Origin of the sequence: Chitinophaga vietnamensis (assembly GCF_902167635.1) — a bacterium.
GTDB lineage: Bacteria > Bacteroidota > Bacteroidia > Chitinophagales > Chitinophagaceae > Chitinophaga > Chitinophaga vietnamensis.
On the sequence record NZ_CABHMS010000003.1, the window covers coordinates 437,451 to 454,165 of the forward strand.

The window sequence follows — 16,715 nt, forward strand, 5'->3', positions numbered from 1 at the left end:
TAAGGACCGGACAATAAAAAAATGGACATCTTGGCGAAAAAAAATTTTCCCTATATTTGTAACCAAATGGTTACATTTATGAAAGATGCAATAAAAACACCCGTATCTTCTACGGCCATGCTCATCAGGAAGCCGGTAGCGCAGGTGTTTGAAGCCTTTGTAGACCCGGCGGTGACCACCCGCTTCTGGTTCACCAAAAGCAGCGGCCGCCTGGAAAAAGGCAAGCCCGTAACATGGACCTGGGAAATGTATAATATCAGTGCGGAGGCATTGGTAACGGAACTGGTGCCCAATGAAAGGATTGAGGTCAATTGGAATAATATGGGCAATATGATCCATGTGGTATGGACCTTTGAACCAATCAGCAAGGACACCACTTTCGTATCCATCGGTACCGACGGATTCAAAGGTGATGCCATGGAAATGCTGCAATGGGTGAATGATAATACCGGCGGCTTTTGCTGGGTGCTGGCGGGTCTCAAGGCTTTGCTGGAATTTGGTATTGAGCTGAACCTCGTGCGCGACCGCTTCCCGCAGGGAAAGTAGATCAGCGCGCTACGGGCACCGGGTTTTTGTGTTCATCTACCGCTACAAATACAAAATTGCCACTGATCGCTTTTTCACGGTCATCGGAATACATTTGTTCCATATACACTTCTACATGTACTTTCAGGCTGGTATGGCCTACGTGGTATACTTTGCCGATCAGCTCAATGATAGTGCCGGCGGGGATCGCCTTCTTGAAATCAATGCGGTCGGTGCTCACCGTTACTACGCGTTGGCGACTGAAGCGGGTAGCGGTAATGAAGGCCACTTCATCCATCAGGTGCATGGCGGTACCGCCAAACAAAGTATCGTAGTGGTTGGTCGTATTCGGAAAAACAGCCTTGAAAATATGTGTGGTGGATTGTGCGATCCGCTCTTCTGATGTGATCATTTACTTATTTTTTTATTTATTTATTTTCCGAAGCGCAGGCGCGAAATATTGGCCAGCCGCTCTTTGAAGAGCGCTTGATGCCATGCTGCCTTCATCGCTTGAATTTGGGATTTACGGATTTATGGATTTAAGAATTTACGGATTTGTGGAAACGGCAATATCCTGCTTTGCAATATTTCAGTTTCCACAAATCCGTAAATCCCTAAATCCGTAAATCAAAAAATTTATCTCAATTCTTTAGCCGCCGCCACCATGGCGCTCAGCGCCTTTTTGGTTTCATCCCAGTGGCGGGTTTTGAGGCCGCAGTCGGGATTCACCCATAGTTGTGCTGCGGGGATCACGGCGCTGGCCTTTTTCATCAGCGCTACCATTTCTTCTTTTGATGGTACGCGCGGTGAGTGAATATCGTAAACGCCCGGCCCTATCTCGTTCGGATAGCGGAAGTCTGCAAAGGCATCCAGCAGCTCCATCTGCGAGCGGGAACATTCTATCGTGATCACATCCGCATCCATATCGGCGATATGGCGAATGATATCATTGAATTCTGAATAGCACATATGCGTGTGGATCTGTGTCTGGTCCTGCACGCCGCTGGCGGCGATGGCAAAGCAACGTACGGCCCATTCGAGATAGGCGGCCCTGTTTTCTTGCCGCAGGGGCAGGCCTTCGCGGATGGCGGGTTCGTCGATCTGGATGATGCCGATGCCGGCCTTTTCCAGGTCAGTGGCTTCGTCGCGGATGGCCAGCGCGATCTGTTCACAGGTCACGCTGCGTGGCTGATCGTTGCGCACGAAGCTCCATTGCAGGATGGTGACAGGCCCGGTGAGCATGCCCTTCACCGGCTTGTTGGTGAGCGATTGCGCAAAGCGGCTCCAGGCAATGGTCATGGGCTCGGACCTGCTAACGTCGCCAAAGATGATGGGCGGTTTTACGCAGCGACTGCCATAGCTCTGTACCCAGCCATGCTGTGTAAAGGCAAAGCCATTGAGCTTTTCGCCGAAATATTCCACCATATCATTGCGCTCAAATTCACCGTGTACCAACACATCTATCCCGATCTCCTCCTGCCAGCGGATAGCGGCAACGGTTTCTTTTTCTATCAAAGCATCGTATTGCTGTTGATCCAGTTCTCCTTTTTTCAGTTGCGCTCTCCATTGTCTTACTTCGGCTGTTTGCGGGAACGAGCCGATGGTAGTAGTAGGGTAGAGCGGCAGCTGTAAGGCTTGCTGCTGCCGGGGTTTGCGGGTTTCGAAAGCGCTGTTGCGGCGGCAGTCTTTGTCGGTGATCGCGCGCTGACGGGCTTTCACTGCTTGATCGTGGATGAGGGGAGAAGTATCCCGGCTTCTTAGCGCAAGCTGGTTATCCCGATAACGGGCATCCTGCTCGGGATGCGCACTGGTGGCCAGTTGCTGCAAGGTCGCCACTTCTTCAATTTTCTGTTTCGCGAAAGATAGCCACTGCTTGATGGAGGGAGGAAGAGCTGTATCATCTTTTTCCAGGGAGAGATCGCAGGGGGCATGTAAGAGAGAGCAGGAAGGCGCTATCCAGATACGATCTGCTCCCAGTGCGGCTTTCGCTTTATTGATGAAGGCAAGCGATTGTGCGAAATCATTCTTCCAGATATTCCTGCCATCTACCACGCCTAAGGAAAGATGTTTATGGCTGGCGGCGAAATCTGTTTGCAGGATATCGTCCAGCTGTGAGGGGCATCTCACGAGATCGAGGTGCAGCGTATGTATGGGCAGCTGCAACACGGTAGCGAGATTGCGGCCATAGCATTCAAAGTAGCTGGCCAGTATAATTTGCAATTGCGGAAACTGTGTGGCAATTTGCTGGTAAGCATGTGTGATGGCGGTGCGGGCGGCTTCGTCCAGGTCGAGCGACAGGCAAGGCTCATCGAATTGTATATAGGTGGCGCCGGCAGCGTGGAGCTGCGCGAGCAGTTCAAAGTACACAGGCAACAAGCGGGGGAGCAGGTCGAGGCGATGGAAACCTTGTTCTTTTTCTTTACCTGATAACAGGAAAGTAACAGGTCCTGTTAATACGGGCTTGGCTTTGAAACCCAGTGCGGTGGCTTCTTTGAACTCGTCTGCTGCTTTTGTTGAGCGCAGCTGGAACGTTTGATTCGCAGTAAATTCCGGGACGATATAATGATAATTGGTATCGAACCATTTGGTCATTTCCATGGCGGTGATATCGTGTCCGTTTTGCTGGTAGCCTCTTGCCATGGCGAAGTAGAGATCGGTGTCGTTAAGTGCTGTGAGCGCATGATAGCGTTGCGGGATGGCGCCGCTCATCAATAAGGTGTCGAGCACCTGGTCATAGAAAGAGAAATCGTTGCAGGGGATCAGGGAGATGCCTGCTTCCTGTTGTAAGGCCCAGTGCTGGCGGCGGAGCTGTTGTCCGGTTTCCAGCAGTGCTGACAGCGGGCTTTTGCCGGCCCAGTAAAGTTCGGCTGCTTTTTTTAATTCACGCCGGCTACCTATCCTCGGATAGCCCAGGTTGTGCGTTTGCATGACTGATGCTTTTAAGATGATAAAACAGTTAAAAGCTCTTGACTATGCTTCGCAATGCGGTCGTGAAAAGGAGAAGGAGCAATGCAGGTGCACACTACTCCCCGTAAGGGTGAGCGGTGATACATCAACAGACGGTTGCTTCAATCCACGAAAGCATTGTCAATACGGTGAGGGCAGGTCTCCTGGCTTGTAACATTTTTACCGTCCTTCCCGCGTTGAGGCAGTGGACATGCAAGGGTAAAAACTTTGTTGGTTACTTACAGTTGCGGGACAGCTTGTGATTCGCACACAATTCCCTATTAATTTACATAAAGTAAAACCTTCTCCGTGTTGATAAAGAGAGATAGAAAAGAACTGACCGGGCAAATGTACAATAATTTCTCATTTTTCATTTTCGCTTCATTTTCGGGGTCTAGCTTTGTCGTGACAATAGCATTATTGAATAACCTAAATCATCAATGTCATGAAATCGAGTGCGCTTATTACTGCTGCCTTATTGCTTTCAGGAGCGGCTTTTGCCCAGCAGGCTACTGTAAGAACATCATCATCTTCTGCTGCTGCTGTTACTACACATACAGGTACGGCATCAATGCAAACATCGCATGAAGGCAATGCGTCTGTGAATGCCCAGCCGGCTGCCGATGCGGGTGCTAATGCGGCTACATCAGCAGCTGCCAAGGGTTCAGCTGCAAAATCTGCCGCTGCCTCCACTGCCGACAATGCTGCCAATACCGCTGTCAATACGGGCAGTCAGCTGGCAGGAAGTATCACAGCTCCTAACGCTGAAGCAAGCCACAGCAGCCAATCTGATGTACAGGCTACACCTGGCAACGTGTCGGAGCAAACAGCGCAACAGGGCAATGCGGCTATCAACACTTCTGCTGTCACCACTACGGCATCCGGCGCAGCCACTACTGTAAAATCCGCTACTACAGGCGTTGTCAACACTACTGTCAACACAGCGGCTCACGTTACAAATACGGTTAAAGGCACCACACAACACGCCGTTAATGCAGTGAAAACAGTAGTAACACCTGTAAAAGTGAATGTGGGCGCCAGCGGCGGGCTGAAAGCGGGTATCTTGTAATTTTCGGACCAGGATTAAACGGATTAATAAGATTACCCTGATTTAAGCCACGAGATCAAAACGAAGATCAACGGTAGCGGATTTAAGCGAAGCAGCCCTTGAAGCGCTTCGAGCGCTTCAAGGGCTTGAACCTCGTTGATCCTCGCGTTAAATCAGGAAAATCTTATAAATCCGTTTAATCCTGGTCGGATTTGCTACTTTTGTAACACATGGTTAAATTGCTGTCCTCCGGATTGATGCTGGTGCTTTTCCTGGCACTGATGCAGCCACAGGCTGGCTATGGGCGTGGCCCTGGCCTGACGCTGCCGGCAGACAGCGTGCCGCCGGTACGCACAAATCCGGCGGAGAAACCGGCAGAACCACTGTTACCGGAGATCAAGGAAGTACCTAAGTCGAGACGGCTCATCAAGCCGATGGCCATTCCTGCTCCGCTGCCCGTCAAAACAATAAAGATCATCAAACCAAAAATCATCACCCGCCCGATTATCGGGATCGGTGGGTAAAGAGAGCGTAATATGAGATATGCACTAATACTGCTCCTCACAGGGCTGTGCTATAGCACTGTGCAGGCGCAGACGCAGACTGACAGCACCAGCACGCAGACAGACAGCACACAGACGGAAAAACAGAAAGCGGTAACTTTTACACTGGGCGCGCAATATACTAACAATGCCAGCTACTACGGGCAAGCAGCGGCCAACAAGCTGCCCTACATCGCCGCCGTAGCCTCCGTACAACTGCGCTCAGGATTCTATTTCACCGGCACCGCCATCCGCCTGCTCAACGATTCAAATCATGTGGTATCCGCTTCGGCCGCCGGCGCCGGATTTACATTTCCCATAGGAAAGAAGCTGGTAGCGGATCTGAGCTATAGCCACACTTTCTACCCGGCCTATTCCGCTTTCCTGCAGGCAGCCAATCCGGATAATGCCGCCGCATCTTTGAAGTATAAATACTGGATGACCACCGGCATCAACGTAGATTATGCCTTCGGCAAACAGCAGGACATATTCGCTACCTTCAGCACAGAGAAACAGATACAACTGGGCAGCATCGCTAAAAATAAAGACCTGATCACACTCACGCCCGCCATCAGCGTCGTTGCCGGTACCCAGCATTTTTATGAAACATATGTACGGGAGAAAAGACTGAAAGATAGTTTGCTCGGACTGCCCATCCCCATCATACCGGGCGTTCCCGGCACTACCGAAACAGTAACGGCGGAGGCTACACGCTTCGACCTCTTGTCATATAACCTGAAAGTGCCGCTGGCCTATAACCGCGCGCATTATATGGTGGAAGTGGAATACCAGCTGTCCCTGCTGAGCGATAAAGCCCTGTCAGGCGCCGGCACTACCAACTCTTTTGTAACCTGCAGTTTTTATTATCAGTTCTAAGCGCATGAAAGTATTGATCGTAGAAGATGAAAGGGCTATGGCCACCGAAATGGAAGCATTTCTCAAAAAAGCTTTCTATCGCTGCGATCTCGCCGCCAGCGCGCGGCAAGCTATGGACAGGCTCGACGATAATCAATACGATTTCATTCTTCTCGATCTCGGCCTTCCTGATAAAGACGGCCTCGTATTGCTGCAAGAGATCCGTAAACAGCAACCCGAGGCCGCCTGCATCATCCTCACCGCAAGAGGGCAGCTGGAAGACCGTATCCGCGGCCTCGACCTCGGCGCGGACGACTACCTGCCGAAACCCTTCTCCCTGCTGGAATTGCAGTCGCGCATGCAGGCAGTGGCCCGAAGGAAATTCGCCCTGCAGGATACGCTTATCCCACTCGGCGATTTTCAGGTAGACCTGCAAAAGAGAAGCGTGTTCTTCGAACAAACAGAGATCACCCTCTCCCGGAAAGAGTTCGACCTGCTCAGCTATATGCTGCTGCACAAGAACAGGCCGCTCACCCGCATGCAGCTCAGCGAACATATCTGGGGCAATTATTCAGATGATGAATATGATTCGAATTATATTGATGTACATATCAAGAATATACGGAGAAAGCTGTCGGTCTACGCAGCGGTAGACTGGCTGCTTACCATCCGGCATGTGGGCTATAAAATAAAGATCTGAGCGTGAAACTATTTACCAAGCTGACACTGTTTATTACCTTGTCGAAAATGGCTATAGCCGTGCTTTTCGTACTGCTGTTGCCTGCATTGATCGGTGGGATCGCTTTCCGCTACAATGATTTTTACCTGCGCGAACAAAAGAAAAAAGTCATGCAGGAAATTCAGTTGCACGGCATCGATACCTACCTGCAAGGGGAAGAGACCTATGGCAGCTACACCATGCTCAAAGAAGAATACATCTCCCTCGAGCCCGCCCTCAAAGTGTTTCCTGATACTATTGCCACACTGCCACGTGTGGTGGAACAGGATACGCTGACCTACCGGGTGCTCAGTCATGTGTTCCATTACCAAAACAAAAACTACCTGCTCGAAGTAGGCAAAACGATGGCCACCATCAACCAGTACAACCGGCCTTTACAACGCGTGGCCCTATACGTACTGGGGGCGCTGATCGTGCTCACGATCCTGGTCGACCTGGTATTCACAAGGCTGCTGCTAAAGCCGCTGGACCTCATCATCCGCACACGGCTGTTGCACCGCCGCTTCCCTTTCCGGGAGCAGGGGCCGCCTGTGAAAACCTCCACCACCGATTTCAAATACCTCGACGACTCGCTGGTGGAGCTCATGAACAAAGTGAACGAAGCCTTCGAAAAGGAACGGGAATTTACCTCCAACGCTTCGCATGAACTGATGACGCCCATCAGTATCCTGCAAACAAAAATGGAGAACCTCATGACCGACGAACAGGACGAAGAACTGCAAAAGCACATCATGGGCATGATGCGCACCCTGCACCGCCTGAAGAAAATCGTACAGTCGTTACTGTTAATATCCCGTATCGAGAACGACCAGTTCCCGAAAGAAGACAAAGTGTCTATACCCGCGCTGGTGGCGGAAGTGATGGAAGAACTGGAACATCGCCTTGAAGAAAAAGGGTTGCAGTTTTCAGTGGAGTTCCCCAGGCCGGTAGAAGTACCGCACCTCAATCATGATCTTATCTTTCAACTGCTATACAACCTGCTCAACAATGCCATCCGCTATAACAAGGAAGGCGGCAGCATCCGGGTGAGCGGCCTTTTGCTCCCTGATGCCTATGAACTACGTATAGCCGATACCGGTATCGGCATACAGGCGCAGGAGCTGGGCACTATCTTTCATCGTTTCAAAAAAGTGGCGAGAACTGCTGAAGAAGGCTATGGGCTGGGGCTTTCCATCGCCAATACCATCGCGCAGTATCATGATATCCGTATCAGCGTGGAGTCGGAAGCAGGGAAAGGGAGTGTGTTTATAGTGCGTTTCCCTTACAATGAAACTCCCCCGCAGCCAGGCCACAGGGGAGCAAATGCAAGAATAAGGTAAATGATAAAATACTGTCCCCGTCACCGAGCAATGGCAGGGATAGTATAGGGTATATTATTTCTTCGGATAGAGCTTGTAAAAACTAACGCCATGAACATAATCCTTGGTACCCCGGCAGAAATATACCGCGCCGGATTTATCCTGGCCGATCAATCCTGCATCTGAAAAATTCACCCACTTGGCCAGCCCGGTACGCTGGTTTTGTGCGGAAGGCGCGCTGCTGGCAACGGTCGCCGCTATTTCAGTACCAGCATAACAATAAGCGCTGTTGTGCATAAGATCATAAGCCGTAAGTGAGGGATTGGCGCCCAGCAAGGTGCCGTCGTTCAGGCATAGCAGGCTGTTGAAGCGATAGAAAGGATCTGGCTGCGGGATGCCAATGTTGCCGGTACGCTTGTAGTTCGGATCGGTTTCGAAAGACTGGAATACAAAGGTTTTCTGCTGATGGCCGTTCTTTATTTGATTTACCATCACGATTTCTTCAATATCAAACTGGCCAAGCCGGTAGTTGTTAAGGTCAGGATTCGTATAGCCATACAGGTATTGGCCGGCAAAATCAACGAAGAAATAACCGAGGAAAACCGGTGCGCCGGGTGTAGGGTACTGGCTTTGCGCAGAAATGATGCCAGTGACCCTGTTGCCAGCATCCAGTTTGCAAACATAGTTGTAACAAGAGCTCTGGAACATGTCAAAGCCGTTAATACCAGAGATGATGGCGTTATGCCAATAGCGCCGGCTATAGGCATTGGAGACAGGTGAATAGTAATTGGTGAAATAAAGGTTATGGTTAATATCCGTTGTGAGGTTGCGCGCCACTATCTTCACCTGTGCCACAGGGCCTTCGTAATGAAGCCCGCTTTCCGTCACGTCGTTCCGCTTCATCACCAGTGTACGGCTGATAGTATTTACCTTTTGGGTGCGGAGGTCCATCTTGCAGAGGCGGAAGATGTAGCTGGCGGCGGTATCTGCGTTGTTCTCGCTGGTCTCCGCGGAAAAATACAGCAGGTCGCCATCATATGAAATGGTGCTGCCCATAATGGTACTGATACTGAAAGCCGTATTGCTGTCGTCGGTGAAGGCATCGCCAGGCTGTATCACTTTTTTTACCTGTGCATTGGCCATTTTGTAGATGCCATACGGGTTATCGAACCAGATATTGCCATTGCCATCACTATGTACGGAGCGCACCTGGAGGAAATTTTTTTGTGATAGCAGCTTCACATTTTCCGGTATCCAGTTCACCAGTGAGTCTACCCACAAGGTAGTATCCGTGCGTGCATTACCGGCCTGGAAATAGGTGATGTTCAAAGGAGGACCATCGATCGTAATGCCGTTAGCAGTAAGGCTTACCGGCCTGCGTGCGCCGATGCCCATATCTTTTGTGATCACGAAGCGAACCACATCCACCTCCGGTTGCGGATTATAGGTGGTGTATATTGCCGCTACCTTCATGGTGTCGATGATCGTCGCCGGCACGCCGCCTATTTTGATCGCAGTGCCAGGCAGATAGGGAAACAGGCGTCCCACAAAGATGGCTGTATCGCCTACGGCCAATGAGCCAGGGTAGGACCAGTTCAGCCGGCGGCTGTTGAGATGATCTGCCAGCCAGGGCTGGTTACTCACCATTGTGGCGTGGTCGTCCACCTTCTTGCAGGCAGGCGCAATAAGTAGCAACAGCAGAATATATGATAATAATGGTTTCATAAATTGGGATTTAAGCAAAAACTCCCCCGCAGCAGGGTGCGGAGGAGTGTATAGGTTATCAACGTTTTTTGGGATAGAGCTTGTAAAAGGTAACGCCATTGGTGTAATCACTGGCACCCCGGCAGTAATACACAACACCGGATTTGTCTTGACCTATCAGCGAGGCATCTGAAAAATCCACCCACTTGGCCAGCCCGGTATGCTGGTTTTGCGCCGGTGGCGCAGAGCCGGTCGGATCGGAGCCCGTTTCGGTACCGGCGTAACAGTAAGCGCTATGATTTGTGAAATCATAAACAGTGAGCGAGTAATTAACTCCCAGCATGGTACCGTCATTCAAGCATATCAGGTTGTTGAGGAAAGTCGTAGGATCGGGCGTCGGAATACCAATGTTGCCGGTCAGCTTGTACCTTTTGTCCGTTTCAAACGACTGGAATACAAATCCTGATTGCTGGAAGCCATTCTTTTGCTCGCTCACCATTCCGCCTTCTACGATATCAAACTGGCCAAGCCGGTAGTTGTTAAAATCGGGATTCGTATAGCCGTACAAGTATTGGCCGGCAAAGTCGTTGAAGAAATAACCCAGGAAAACCGGCGAACCTGGCAGCACATAATTGCTCTGTGCAGAGATGATACCCGTGATCCTGCCGCCTACATCCAGTTTACAAACATAGTTGTAGCAAGATTGCTGGATCAGGTCAAATCCCATGGCACCCGTGATAACGTTGTCGTGCCAATAAGGGCGGTCATACTGGTTGGAGGCCGGTGAGTAGTAATTGGTGAAATAGAGGCTGCCATTGATATCTGTAGACAGGTTGCGCGCCACTATTTTCACTTGCGCCACCGGGCCTTCATAGTGAAGGCCGCTTTCCACTGTTGCGCTCTGTTGTTTCAGGACAAGGGTGCGGCTGATAGTACTAAGCTGTCGTGTGTTAACATCCATTTTACAGATCCTGAAAATATAGTTGGCCACGGTATCCGCGTTGTTTTCACTGGTTTCTGCGGAGAAATAGAGCGTGTTGCCATCATAGGAAACGGCGCTGCCCAGTACTGTCAATAGTTTGAAAGCAGTGTTGCCGGCATCGGTGAGGGCATCGCCAGGCTTCAGCACTTTCTTTACCTGCGCATTGGCTACTTCGTATATGCCGTAAGGGTTATCGAACCAGATATTGCCATCGCCATCACTATGGATGGAGCGCACTAGCAGGGAATTGTTTTGTGATAATTGATTCACATTATCCGGTACCCAGTTTACCAGTGGATCTGCCCACAGGGTGGTATCTGTGCGCGCAGTACCTGCCTGGAAATAAGTAATGTTCAGCGGCGGCCCGTCGATTGTAACACCATTAGCGGTAACGCTTACAGGCCTGCGGGCGCCAACGCCCATGTCTTTTGTGATCAGGAAGCGGATCACATCCACTTGCGGTTGCTGTTGGTAGGAAGTATAGATTGGCGCTATCTTCATCGTGTCGATGATCTTCACGGGTATGCCGCCCACCTCGATCGTTGTACCAGCCTGATAAGGAAACAAGCGTCCTACCAATACGGCGGTATCGCCTACGGCTAGTGAAGCGGGATATACCCAGTTCAGCCGGCGGCTGCTGAAATTGTCTGCCAGCCAGGGTTGGCTATTCACCATGGCTGCATGATCATCTACCTTTTTACAAGCAGGCGCAATTAGCAGTAGCAAGAGGAGATATGATAATAATTGTTTTGCCATGTTTAGAAGTTTTTGATCGGAGCGATGGAGAAATTACTGGAGATGCCCACCGTACGGCCGCTCGCACGGTCTTTATAACTGGCCGGCGCCCCGCTGCCATAGCCGCTGATCACCAGCGTATAGGCATGACCGGGCACTACTTCTACTGATGTGCGTGCCAGGAAGTGGGAGGTGTCTCCCGGCTGATAAACTTTCACTTTCAGTGTATCCATGCGCGTTATATCCAGCGGAATGAACGGCGTATGGTCGCCATAGTGGGTGCTGGCGGGCAATGCAGCAGGTATCGTCTTATTGATCGTGATGAACACATCGCCATCAGTAGGGTTCAGGTTCACGATGCGCAAACCAATTTTGCCATCGGCAGGCGTGAAGGCATCGTTGACCATCAGCATACGGTAGCTGCCCAGACTGTCGGCATAGAACACGGTGGCGGCGCGGTCATTGCTCAGTTGCACAGCGCTGCTGTCCAGGATGGTTTTGGAAGTATCCAGCAGGTAAAGCCGGTGCGTACCGGCAGTGAACCGCATATAGCTGATCCATTGTGTACGCATGGCAAGCGGGTATGCGTAACCGTAGTTGACAGGATTCCAGAAGTACGGATATTTTGCATCCTGCATATCGATGCGGGGCGTATAGGTCGTGTCGCGACTATCGACCAGTATCATATTGCCGCGCGGGTTGACAGTGGATTGTCCGATCAAAGCATAGGACGCATTATAGAAATTGATCTGCGCAGCTGCTTGCTGCTGCTCCCAGCCCATGTCTACCTCTTTTTTGCAGGCGCTCAGCCATAGCAGCAGGCAACAACACCATCCTGTTATTTGAAAAAAACGCATATGATATTGATTAGAATGCATAAGTGAATTGTAAGAGCAGATACCTGCCCGGTTTATATTTTGTGTAGATATTATCACCTGCGAAATATGTCAGGTTATTTGATCCGGTCAGGGGATATTCTTTGTCGTAGCGCTGGTTATAGTTATGATCTTCAATGATGCGGTATTCCTGGTCCAACAGGTTTTGAATGCTGAGTTTCAGCTGCAGCGATTTCACGAGCCTTTGCGTGATGGAGAGATCCAGCAGGTGCATGGGCAGCTGCAAGAGGTCCGGACGGGTATACGCATCGGTGGCGGTGGTGTCGGAAGGCGTGCGCGTGCTCTTGGCATAGATGCGCGGGCCATTCACGTTATACACCAAGCCGATCTTGGTGCCGCTGGCAACGTTTTCATAAAAGAGACCGGTGTTGAAGATGTAAGGCGACTGCCCCTGCAGCGGTCCTCCAGGCTTGTGTAAAGTATCGGTAGCGTAATCGTTGTTGAATTTGCGGCGGATCGTTTCACTTTTGATAACAGAGCCATTGAATACGAACGACAGATGGCGGAAGAGATTACCTGGAATAAAAGAGAGGCTCTTCTTTACTTCTGCCTCCAGGCCCCACAGGCGGCCACTGACAGAGTTGTCATACGTAATGTTCGTGAAGCTGAAAAGATCGGCTACGGTGCTGCTGGTAATTTCGTTGCGCATCTTTTCAATGGGATGATCGAGGTATTTGTAAAATGCGCCGATGTTGAACATCTCACTGTGGTTATTGCGTGGATAGAATTCTGCACGGAGGTCGTAGTTGTCGATCACCGCGGTCACCACATGTGCATTACCTGTGATCACTTCGTTGTTCAGAAAATCAAAATCACCATAGGGCGTGAGCTCGCGAAAATCGGGGCGGTTCACGGTACGACCGTAGCTACCGCGTATCACGATGGTACTGTCGGGCTGATAGCTGGCATTGAAGGAAGGCAGTATGATCGTTTTCTTTTTATCGATGTTCACTGCTTCAACGGAGCTGCCGCCTTCCGCGCCTGGCTTGGCGCCTGCAAGTCTCTGCCGGTCATATTCTCCGCGTAGGCCCACATTGAAAGTGAAATGCCTGCCGGCCTTCCAGTCGCCCATCAGGTAAAAAGCATTGTATTGCTCGCTGGCGATATAGGCGTCGGTAGGCGCGGTGGCGTCATACACCGCGAGGCCCGTGCCATCTGCCGGGAAATAATGCGTGGACCATACTTTCGACAGATCCTCCGGACGGAACTGCACCAGCGGCAGATTCGTATAGCCGTAACCGGTATTCCAGTTCAGATCGCCATAAGGCCCCTGGTATTCTTCCGTTGCCAGGCCCGCCCTGTTCACCCGGAAGAAGCGGCGTCCTACCTGCCGCGTCTTGAAAAGCTCATAGCCACCGGCTTTCAGGGTGAATGAGGGGGAGAGATGAAAGGTATAGTCAAGGGATGCATTATACACCTGTTCGAGGCTCTTGATAAAAAGACGGGAGATCATGCCGGAATGTATATCATCCGCGCCGCCATTGGAACCTAATGCTGTCCACGCAGTGCTGTCTACCGTAATGGGATACCGCATACCGAAATGACTGATACGCATATCGGGAATGCTTTGCAGGTCGTGCGTGTAGCCTATGTTCCATTCCAGTTGCTGCCGGTCGTCTTTCAACTGGTGTACGCCGTTCAGGTTGCCGGAATACAGCAAACGTTGCTGGAAGGAGAGGAAATAATCCTGTTTGAAAGTGCCTGTACGGTAATATTCCGGTAAGGTATTGGGCCGGGTATGGTCAATACTGGTCTGTCTTTTCCCGTCATTCACAAAAAAATTCCGGAAGGAAATGCTGTTCTTGTCGTTCAGCTTCAGGGTGAGATTTTCCAATACGTTGATCTTGCCGGTTTCTGTCGTCTGCTCGCTGTTGGTGATGCGATTCTTGTCGCCAAATGCCTGCCCGGGATCGGTGAGGGTGATGACATCTGCATTGGTGTTGCCGCGCTGACGGTAGATATCAAAGGCCGTAGTTTCTTTGGTGTAGGTGAGAGAGGTGAGATCGTACAACCGCGCCCTGCCCAGTTTCCAGCTATTGTAATAGTTGGCAAAGAGTTGCAGGTCGGGCAGACTGTAGCGCTTACCGGGCGATAAGGTAGTGTTGAAACCTTTGAGATAGTCTTCGTTTGATACGCCATTCACCCGGCGGTTGCTTTCAAACACGCCAGGGGAGAAGGCCGGCAGCTTGCGACCGCCATCATCGAATCCCAGGAAATCATATTTACCGCCATTATAACTATTGATATTGGTGAAATGAGAACCCTCGCGGGCAGCCGCTTGTACGCCGATATCAAAATGTTTCACCGGCATCGCATTTTTCGTATATACTTTCACGGCGGCGCCGGCGTAATCGGCTACAAGGTCCGCCACCGGCGATTTGTACACAAGTATCTTGTCGATCACACTGCTGGGCAGCAGGTCGTACGCAAATGCCTTGTTGAATAATTCAGTGGATGGCGCAAGGTTGCTGTTGAGATAGGTGAGATTATATCGTTCATTCATCCCGCGTACCACGATGAAGCGGTCATCTACTACGGTTACGCCGGAAATGCGCTTTACAATTTCGGCTGCGTTGCGGTCGGCAGTTTTGGAGATCAATTCGCTGGAGATACCGGAAACCACGCCGGTAGCGCCTTTGATCTCCTGCACCAGCTGTTGCTCGGTACTGTGCGTAACGGCTCTTACCTTACGGGGGCCGCTACCTATAATCACTTCTTTCAAAGAGCCGCCGCTCTGCATCTTTACGTCATAGGCGGCTGTGCGGCCGCTCTCCACCTGCACTTTGGACAATACTGCACGTTGATAACCGATATAAGTTACCACAAGCGTGTACGTATTGGCGGGCACCTCCGGCAATTGGTAATAGCCTTTGTTGTCAGTAATGGCGCCGATGCTGGTGCCATCGAGTTGCACGGTGGCGCCAGGGAGGGGAGTAGCTGTTTCAAAATCTACCACACGTCCGCGAACCGCTCCGCTGCCTGCGCCAGGATGCGCCTTGGGACCGAGTTTCACGGCAATGGTATGCGCCTCTACCTGGTAAAGGATGCCGTAGGTCTGCATCAGCTCATTGAGCAACTGTTTGAGCGGCACGCTTTTCCAGTTGGCATGTTCTACCTTGATGCTGCTCAGGGAGGCACGGTCATACGAAAAGCTGTAATCGCTTTGCCGGTCTACTTCCGCCATCACGGCGGCAAGGTGAGTGTGTTGCATCACGATGGTGACCGGTTGTTCCATCGAGGGTGTTTGCGCCTGCGCATAAGTAGCGAAGAACAGCCATAGCAGGCATAGTAGCTGCCCCCATTTTCTTTTTGGATGGATTGCGCTGGTTTGTCTAAATTTGTTCATACGTAAACTTTAAAAACGATTGTTTTTGTGCCTCCGCCTGCCAGCGGGGGCATTTTTAATTTTGGATCAGAACAGTATCACCTTTTGTCTGGTAGCTGAAACCGTGAATGAAAGCCATGTTATGCAGGATCACGGCTAAGGGCGTTTGCTCAAAAGTGGCAGTAAAGCGCGCTTCGCGGAAGGCGCCCTGCGGCCAGATGATCTTCTTGTGGTAACGCGCTTCCAGCCGGTGGAAGGCCGCCTCCAGCGGGATATCGTCCATTACGATGGCGCCACGTTTCCAGTTGGTTTCATTGTCGGTAGAAAAATGCCGCGTAATAAAAGTGTGCTGTGTTTTGCGGTAAGTCAGTTTGATGCCCGGTTGTAAAATCATGGTGCTGTCGGCATGCTTCACGGCTACTTTCCCGGCAGACAGTGATACGCTCACGCTGCGTTCTCCCGGCCATGCTTCCATGTTGAAATGTGTGCCCAATACCGTCGTCTGTAAGTCGCCGCCATCAACGATAAACGGCATCGCTGCCGGCGCTACTTCAAAGTAGGCCTCTCCTGATAAGGCGATCCGCCGGTTGTGAAGATTGAAATCATCATCGAGCTGTATGCGCGCGCCCGGCGTTAGCCAGATATGGCTGCCATCCGGTAATGTGAGCCGCTTCACAGTGGTGGTAGCGTTGCTGATCTCACGGCTGGCAAGGGGAACGGGCGCATCGTGCGTGGCGATAGGTCTGGAAAACCGCCACCAGCCTGCGGCCAGCAGCAGTATCGCTGCGGCGGCGGCCCAGCGGTAGAATAATTGCCGCGTGCGGCGGCGGATTAAAAAGGGCGACAAACGATTATCCAGTTCGGCAGCCATCTGTGTTGGCATTGGTGGCACATGATCGTTCCAGCCCTCATCCAGCAAGTGTTCCAGCGCAGGGGCATCCTGTTCTTGCAGGTATTGCCATACCATCCTGCGCTCTTCCTCGGTACAGGTGTTGTCAATATATCGTTGTAGCATTTGCGCATCCATACTACTAGCACGTGAAACCAGTCGTTCACCTCAACGCAAAAAAGAAAGATCTGTTTGAATTAACAATTTGGTAATGTTGTACTACGGAGGCTC

Annotated in this window: 13 protein-coding genes and 1 riboswitch; of the genes, 6 read left to right on the plus strand and 7 right to left on the minus strand. The window is 51.1% G+C overall.

The window, feature by feature from the left end:
- Positions 1-78 precede the first annotated feature (78 nt).
- On the plus strand, positions 79-546 hold the full coding sequence (locus FPG75_RS09895) for an SRPBCC family protein (protein ID WP_143306618.1): 468 nt from the start codon (positions 79-81) through the stop codon (positions 544-546).
- A gap of 1 nt (position 547) precedes the next feature.
- Here FPG75_RS09895 and FPG75_RS09900 read toward each other — a convergent pair whose 3' ends face one another.
- Positions 548-937 (minus strand): acyl-CoA thioesterase, encoded by a 390-nt coding sequence (locus FPG75_RS09900; protein WP_236652755.1) that lies wholly within the window; start codon positions 935-937, stop codon positions 548-550.
- 224 nt (positions 938-1,161) lie between these two features.
- Complete coding sequence (metE, locus tag FPG75_RS09905; protein WP_143306619.1) at positions 1,162-3,453, minus strand: 5-methyltetrahydropteroyltriglutamate--homocysteine S-methyltransferase; 2,292 nt, start codon at positions 3,451-3,453, stop codon at positions 1,162-1,164.
- Between the two features lie 155 nt (positions 3,454-3,608).
- Positions 3,609-3,792, minus strand: a riboswitch (cobalamin riboswitch).
- 124 nt (positions 3,793-3,916) lie between these two features.
- Between metE and FPG75_RS09910 the strand changes: the two genes are divergently transcribed.
- From FPG75_RS09910 to FPG75_RS09930, 5 genes are all read left to right on the plus strand, one after another.
- Positions 3,917-4,540, plus strand: a complete 624-nt coding sequence (locus FPG75_RS09910) for a hypothetical protein (RefSeq protein WP_143306620.1) — start codon at positions 3,917-3,919, stop codon at positions 4,538-4,540.
- A 209-nt stretch (positions 4,541-4,749) separates the two neighbouring features.
- Positions 4,750-5,043 carry a hypothetical protein gene (locus FPG75_RS09915; protein WP_143306621.1) on the plus strand — a complete coding sequence of 98 codons (294 nt, stop codon included), beginning with the start codon at positions 4,750-4,752 and terminating at the stop codon, positions 5,041-5,043.
- 12 nt (positions 5,044-5,055) lie between these two features.
- Positions 5,056-5,937 (plus strand): hypothetical protein, encoded by an 882-nt coding sequence (locus tag FPG75_RS09920; protein WP_143306622.1) that lies wholly within the window; start codon positions 5,056-5,058, stop codon positions 5,935-5,937.
- A gap of 4 nt (positions 5,938-5,941) precedes the next feature.
- On the plus strand, positions 5,942-6,616 hold the full coding sequence (locus tag FPG75_RS09925) for a response regulator transcription factor (RefSeq protein WP_143306623.1): 675 nt from the start codon (positions 5,942-5,944) through the stop codon (positions 6,614-6,616).
- Positions 6,617-6,618: 2 nt separating this feature from the next.
- The gene (locus FPG75_RS09930) at positions 6,619-7,974 is read left to right on the plus strand and encodes a sensor histidine kinase (protein WP_143306624.1); all 1,356 of its coding nucleotides are present in this window, start codon (positions 6,619-6,621) and stop codon (positions 7,972-7,974) included.
- Between the two features lie 54 nt (positions 7,975-8,028).
- Here the strand turns inward: FPG75_RS09930 and FPG75_RS09935 are convergent, their stop codons facing one another.
- From FPG75_RS09935 to FPG75_RS09955, 5 genes are read right to left on the minus strand one after another with little or no spacing between them, the layout of a single operon-like run.
- Positions 8,029-9,678, minus strand: a complete 1,650-nt coding sequence (locus FPG75_RS09935) for a hypothetical protein (protein ID WP_143306625.1) — start codon at positions 9,676-9,678, stop codon at positions 8,029-8,031.
- Between the two features lie 58 nt (positions 9,679-9,736).
- On the minus strand, positions 9,737-11,395 hold the full coding sequence (locus FPG75_RS09940) for a hypothetical protein (RefSeq protein ID WP_143306626.1): 1,659 nt from the start codon (positions 11,393-11,395) through the stop codon (positions 9,737-9,739).
- A 2-nt stretch (positions 11,396-11,397) separates the two neighbouring features.
- Positions 11,398-12,231 (minus strand): DUF4397 domain-containing protein, encoded by an 834-nt coding sequence (locus FPG75_RS09945; protein ID WP_161596744.1) that lies wholly within the window; start codon positions 12,229-12,231, stop codon positions 11,398-11,400.
- A 10-nt stretch (positions 12,232-12,241) separates the two neighbouring features.
- A complete protein-coding gene (locus FPG75_RS09950; protein WP_143306628.1) occupies positions 12,242-15,616 on the minus strand; it encodes a TonB-dependent receptor in 3,375 nt (1,124 codons plus the stop codon).
- 55 nt (positions 15,617-15,671) lie between these two features.
- Positions 15,672-16,610, minus strand: coding sequence for a FecR family protein (locus FPG75_RS09955; RefSeq protein WP_161596745.1), 939 nt, complete (start codon positions 16,608-16,610; stop codon positions 15,672-15,674).
- Positions 16,611-16,715 lie beyond the last annotated feature (105 nt).

Excerpts from the sequence above, each read along its gene's own strand:
- FPG75_RS09925 (WP_143306623.1), top strand. The coding sequence starts at position 5,942 with ATGAAAGTATTGATCGTAGAAGATGAAAGGGCTATGGCCACCGAAATG.
- FPG75_RS09920 (WP_143306622.1), top strand. The coding sequence starts at position 5,056 with ATGAGATATGCACTAATACTGCTCCTCACAGGGCTGTGCTATAGCACT.
- FPG75_RS09910 (WP_143306620.1), top strand. The coding sequence starts at position 3,917 with ATGAAATCGAGTGCGCTTATTACTGCTGCCTTATTGCTTTCAGGAGCG.
- metE (WP_143306619.1), bottom strand. The coding sequence starts at position 3,453 with ATGCAAACGCACAACCTGGGCTATCCGAGGATAGGTAGCCGGCGTGAA.
- FPG75_RS09955 (WP_161596745.1), bottom strand. The coding sequence starts at position 16,610 with ATGCTACAACGATATATTGACAACACCTGTACCGAGGAAGAGCGCAGG.
- FPG75_RS09950 (WP_143306628.1), bottom strand. The coding sequence starts at position 15,616 with ATGAACAAATTTAGACAAACCAGCGCAATCCATCCAAAAAGAAAATGG.
- FPG75_RS09915 (WP_143306621.1), top strand. The coding sequence starts at position 4,750 with ATGGTTAAATTGCTGTCCTCCGGATTGATGCTGGTGCTTTTCCTGGCA.
- FPG75_RS09895 (WP_143306618.1), top strand. The coding sequence starts at position 79 with ATGAAAGATGCAATAAAAACACCCGTATCTTCTACGGCCATGCTCATC.
- FPG75_RS09940 (WP_143306626.1), bottom strand. The coding sequence starts at position 11,395 with ATGGCAAAACAATTATTATCATATCTCCTCTTGCTACTGCTAATTGCG.
- FPG75_RS09945 (WP_161596744.1), bottom strand. The coding sequence starts at position 12,231 with ATGCGTTTTTTTCAAATAACAGGATGGTGTTGTTGCCTGCTGCTATGG.
- FPG75_RS09900 (WP_236652755.1), bottom strand. The coding sequence starts at position 937 with ATGATCACATCAGAAGAGCGGATCGCACAATCCACCACACATATTTTC.
- FPG75_RS09935 (WP_143306625.1), bottom strand. The coding sequence starts at position 9,678 with ATGAAACCATTATTATCATATATTCTGCTGTTGCTACTTATTGCGCCT.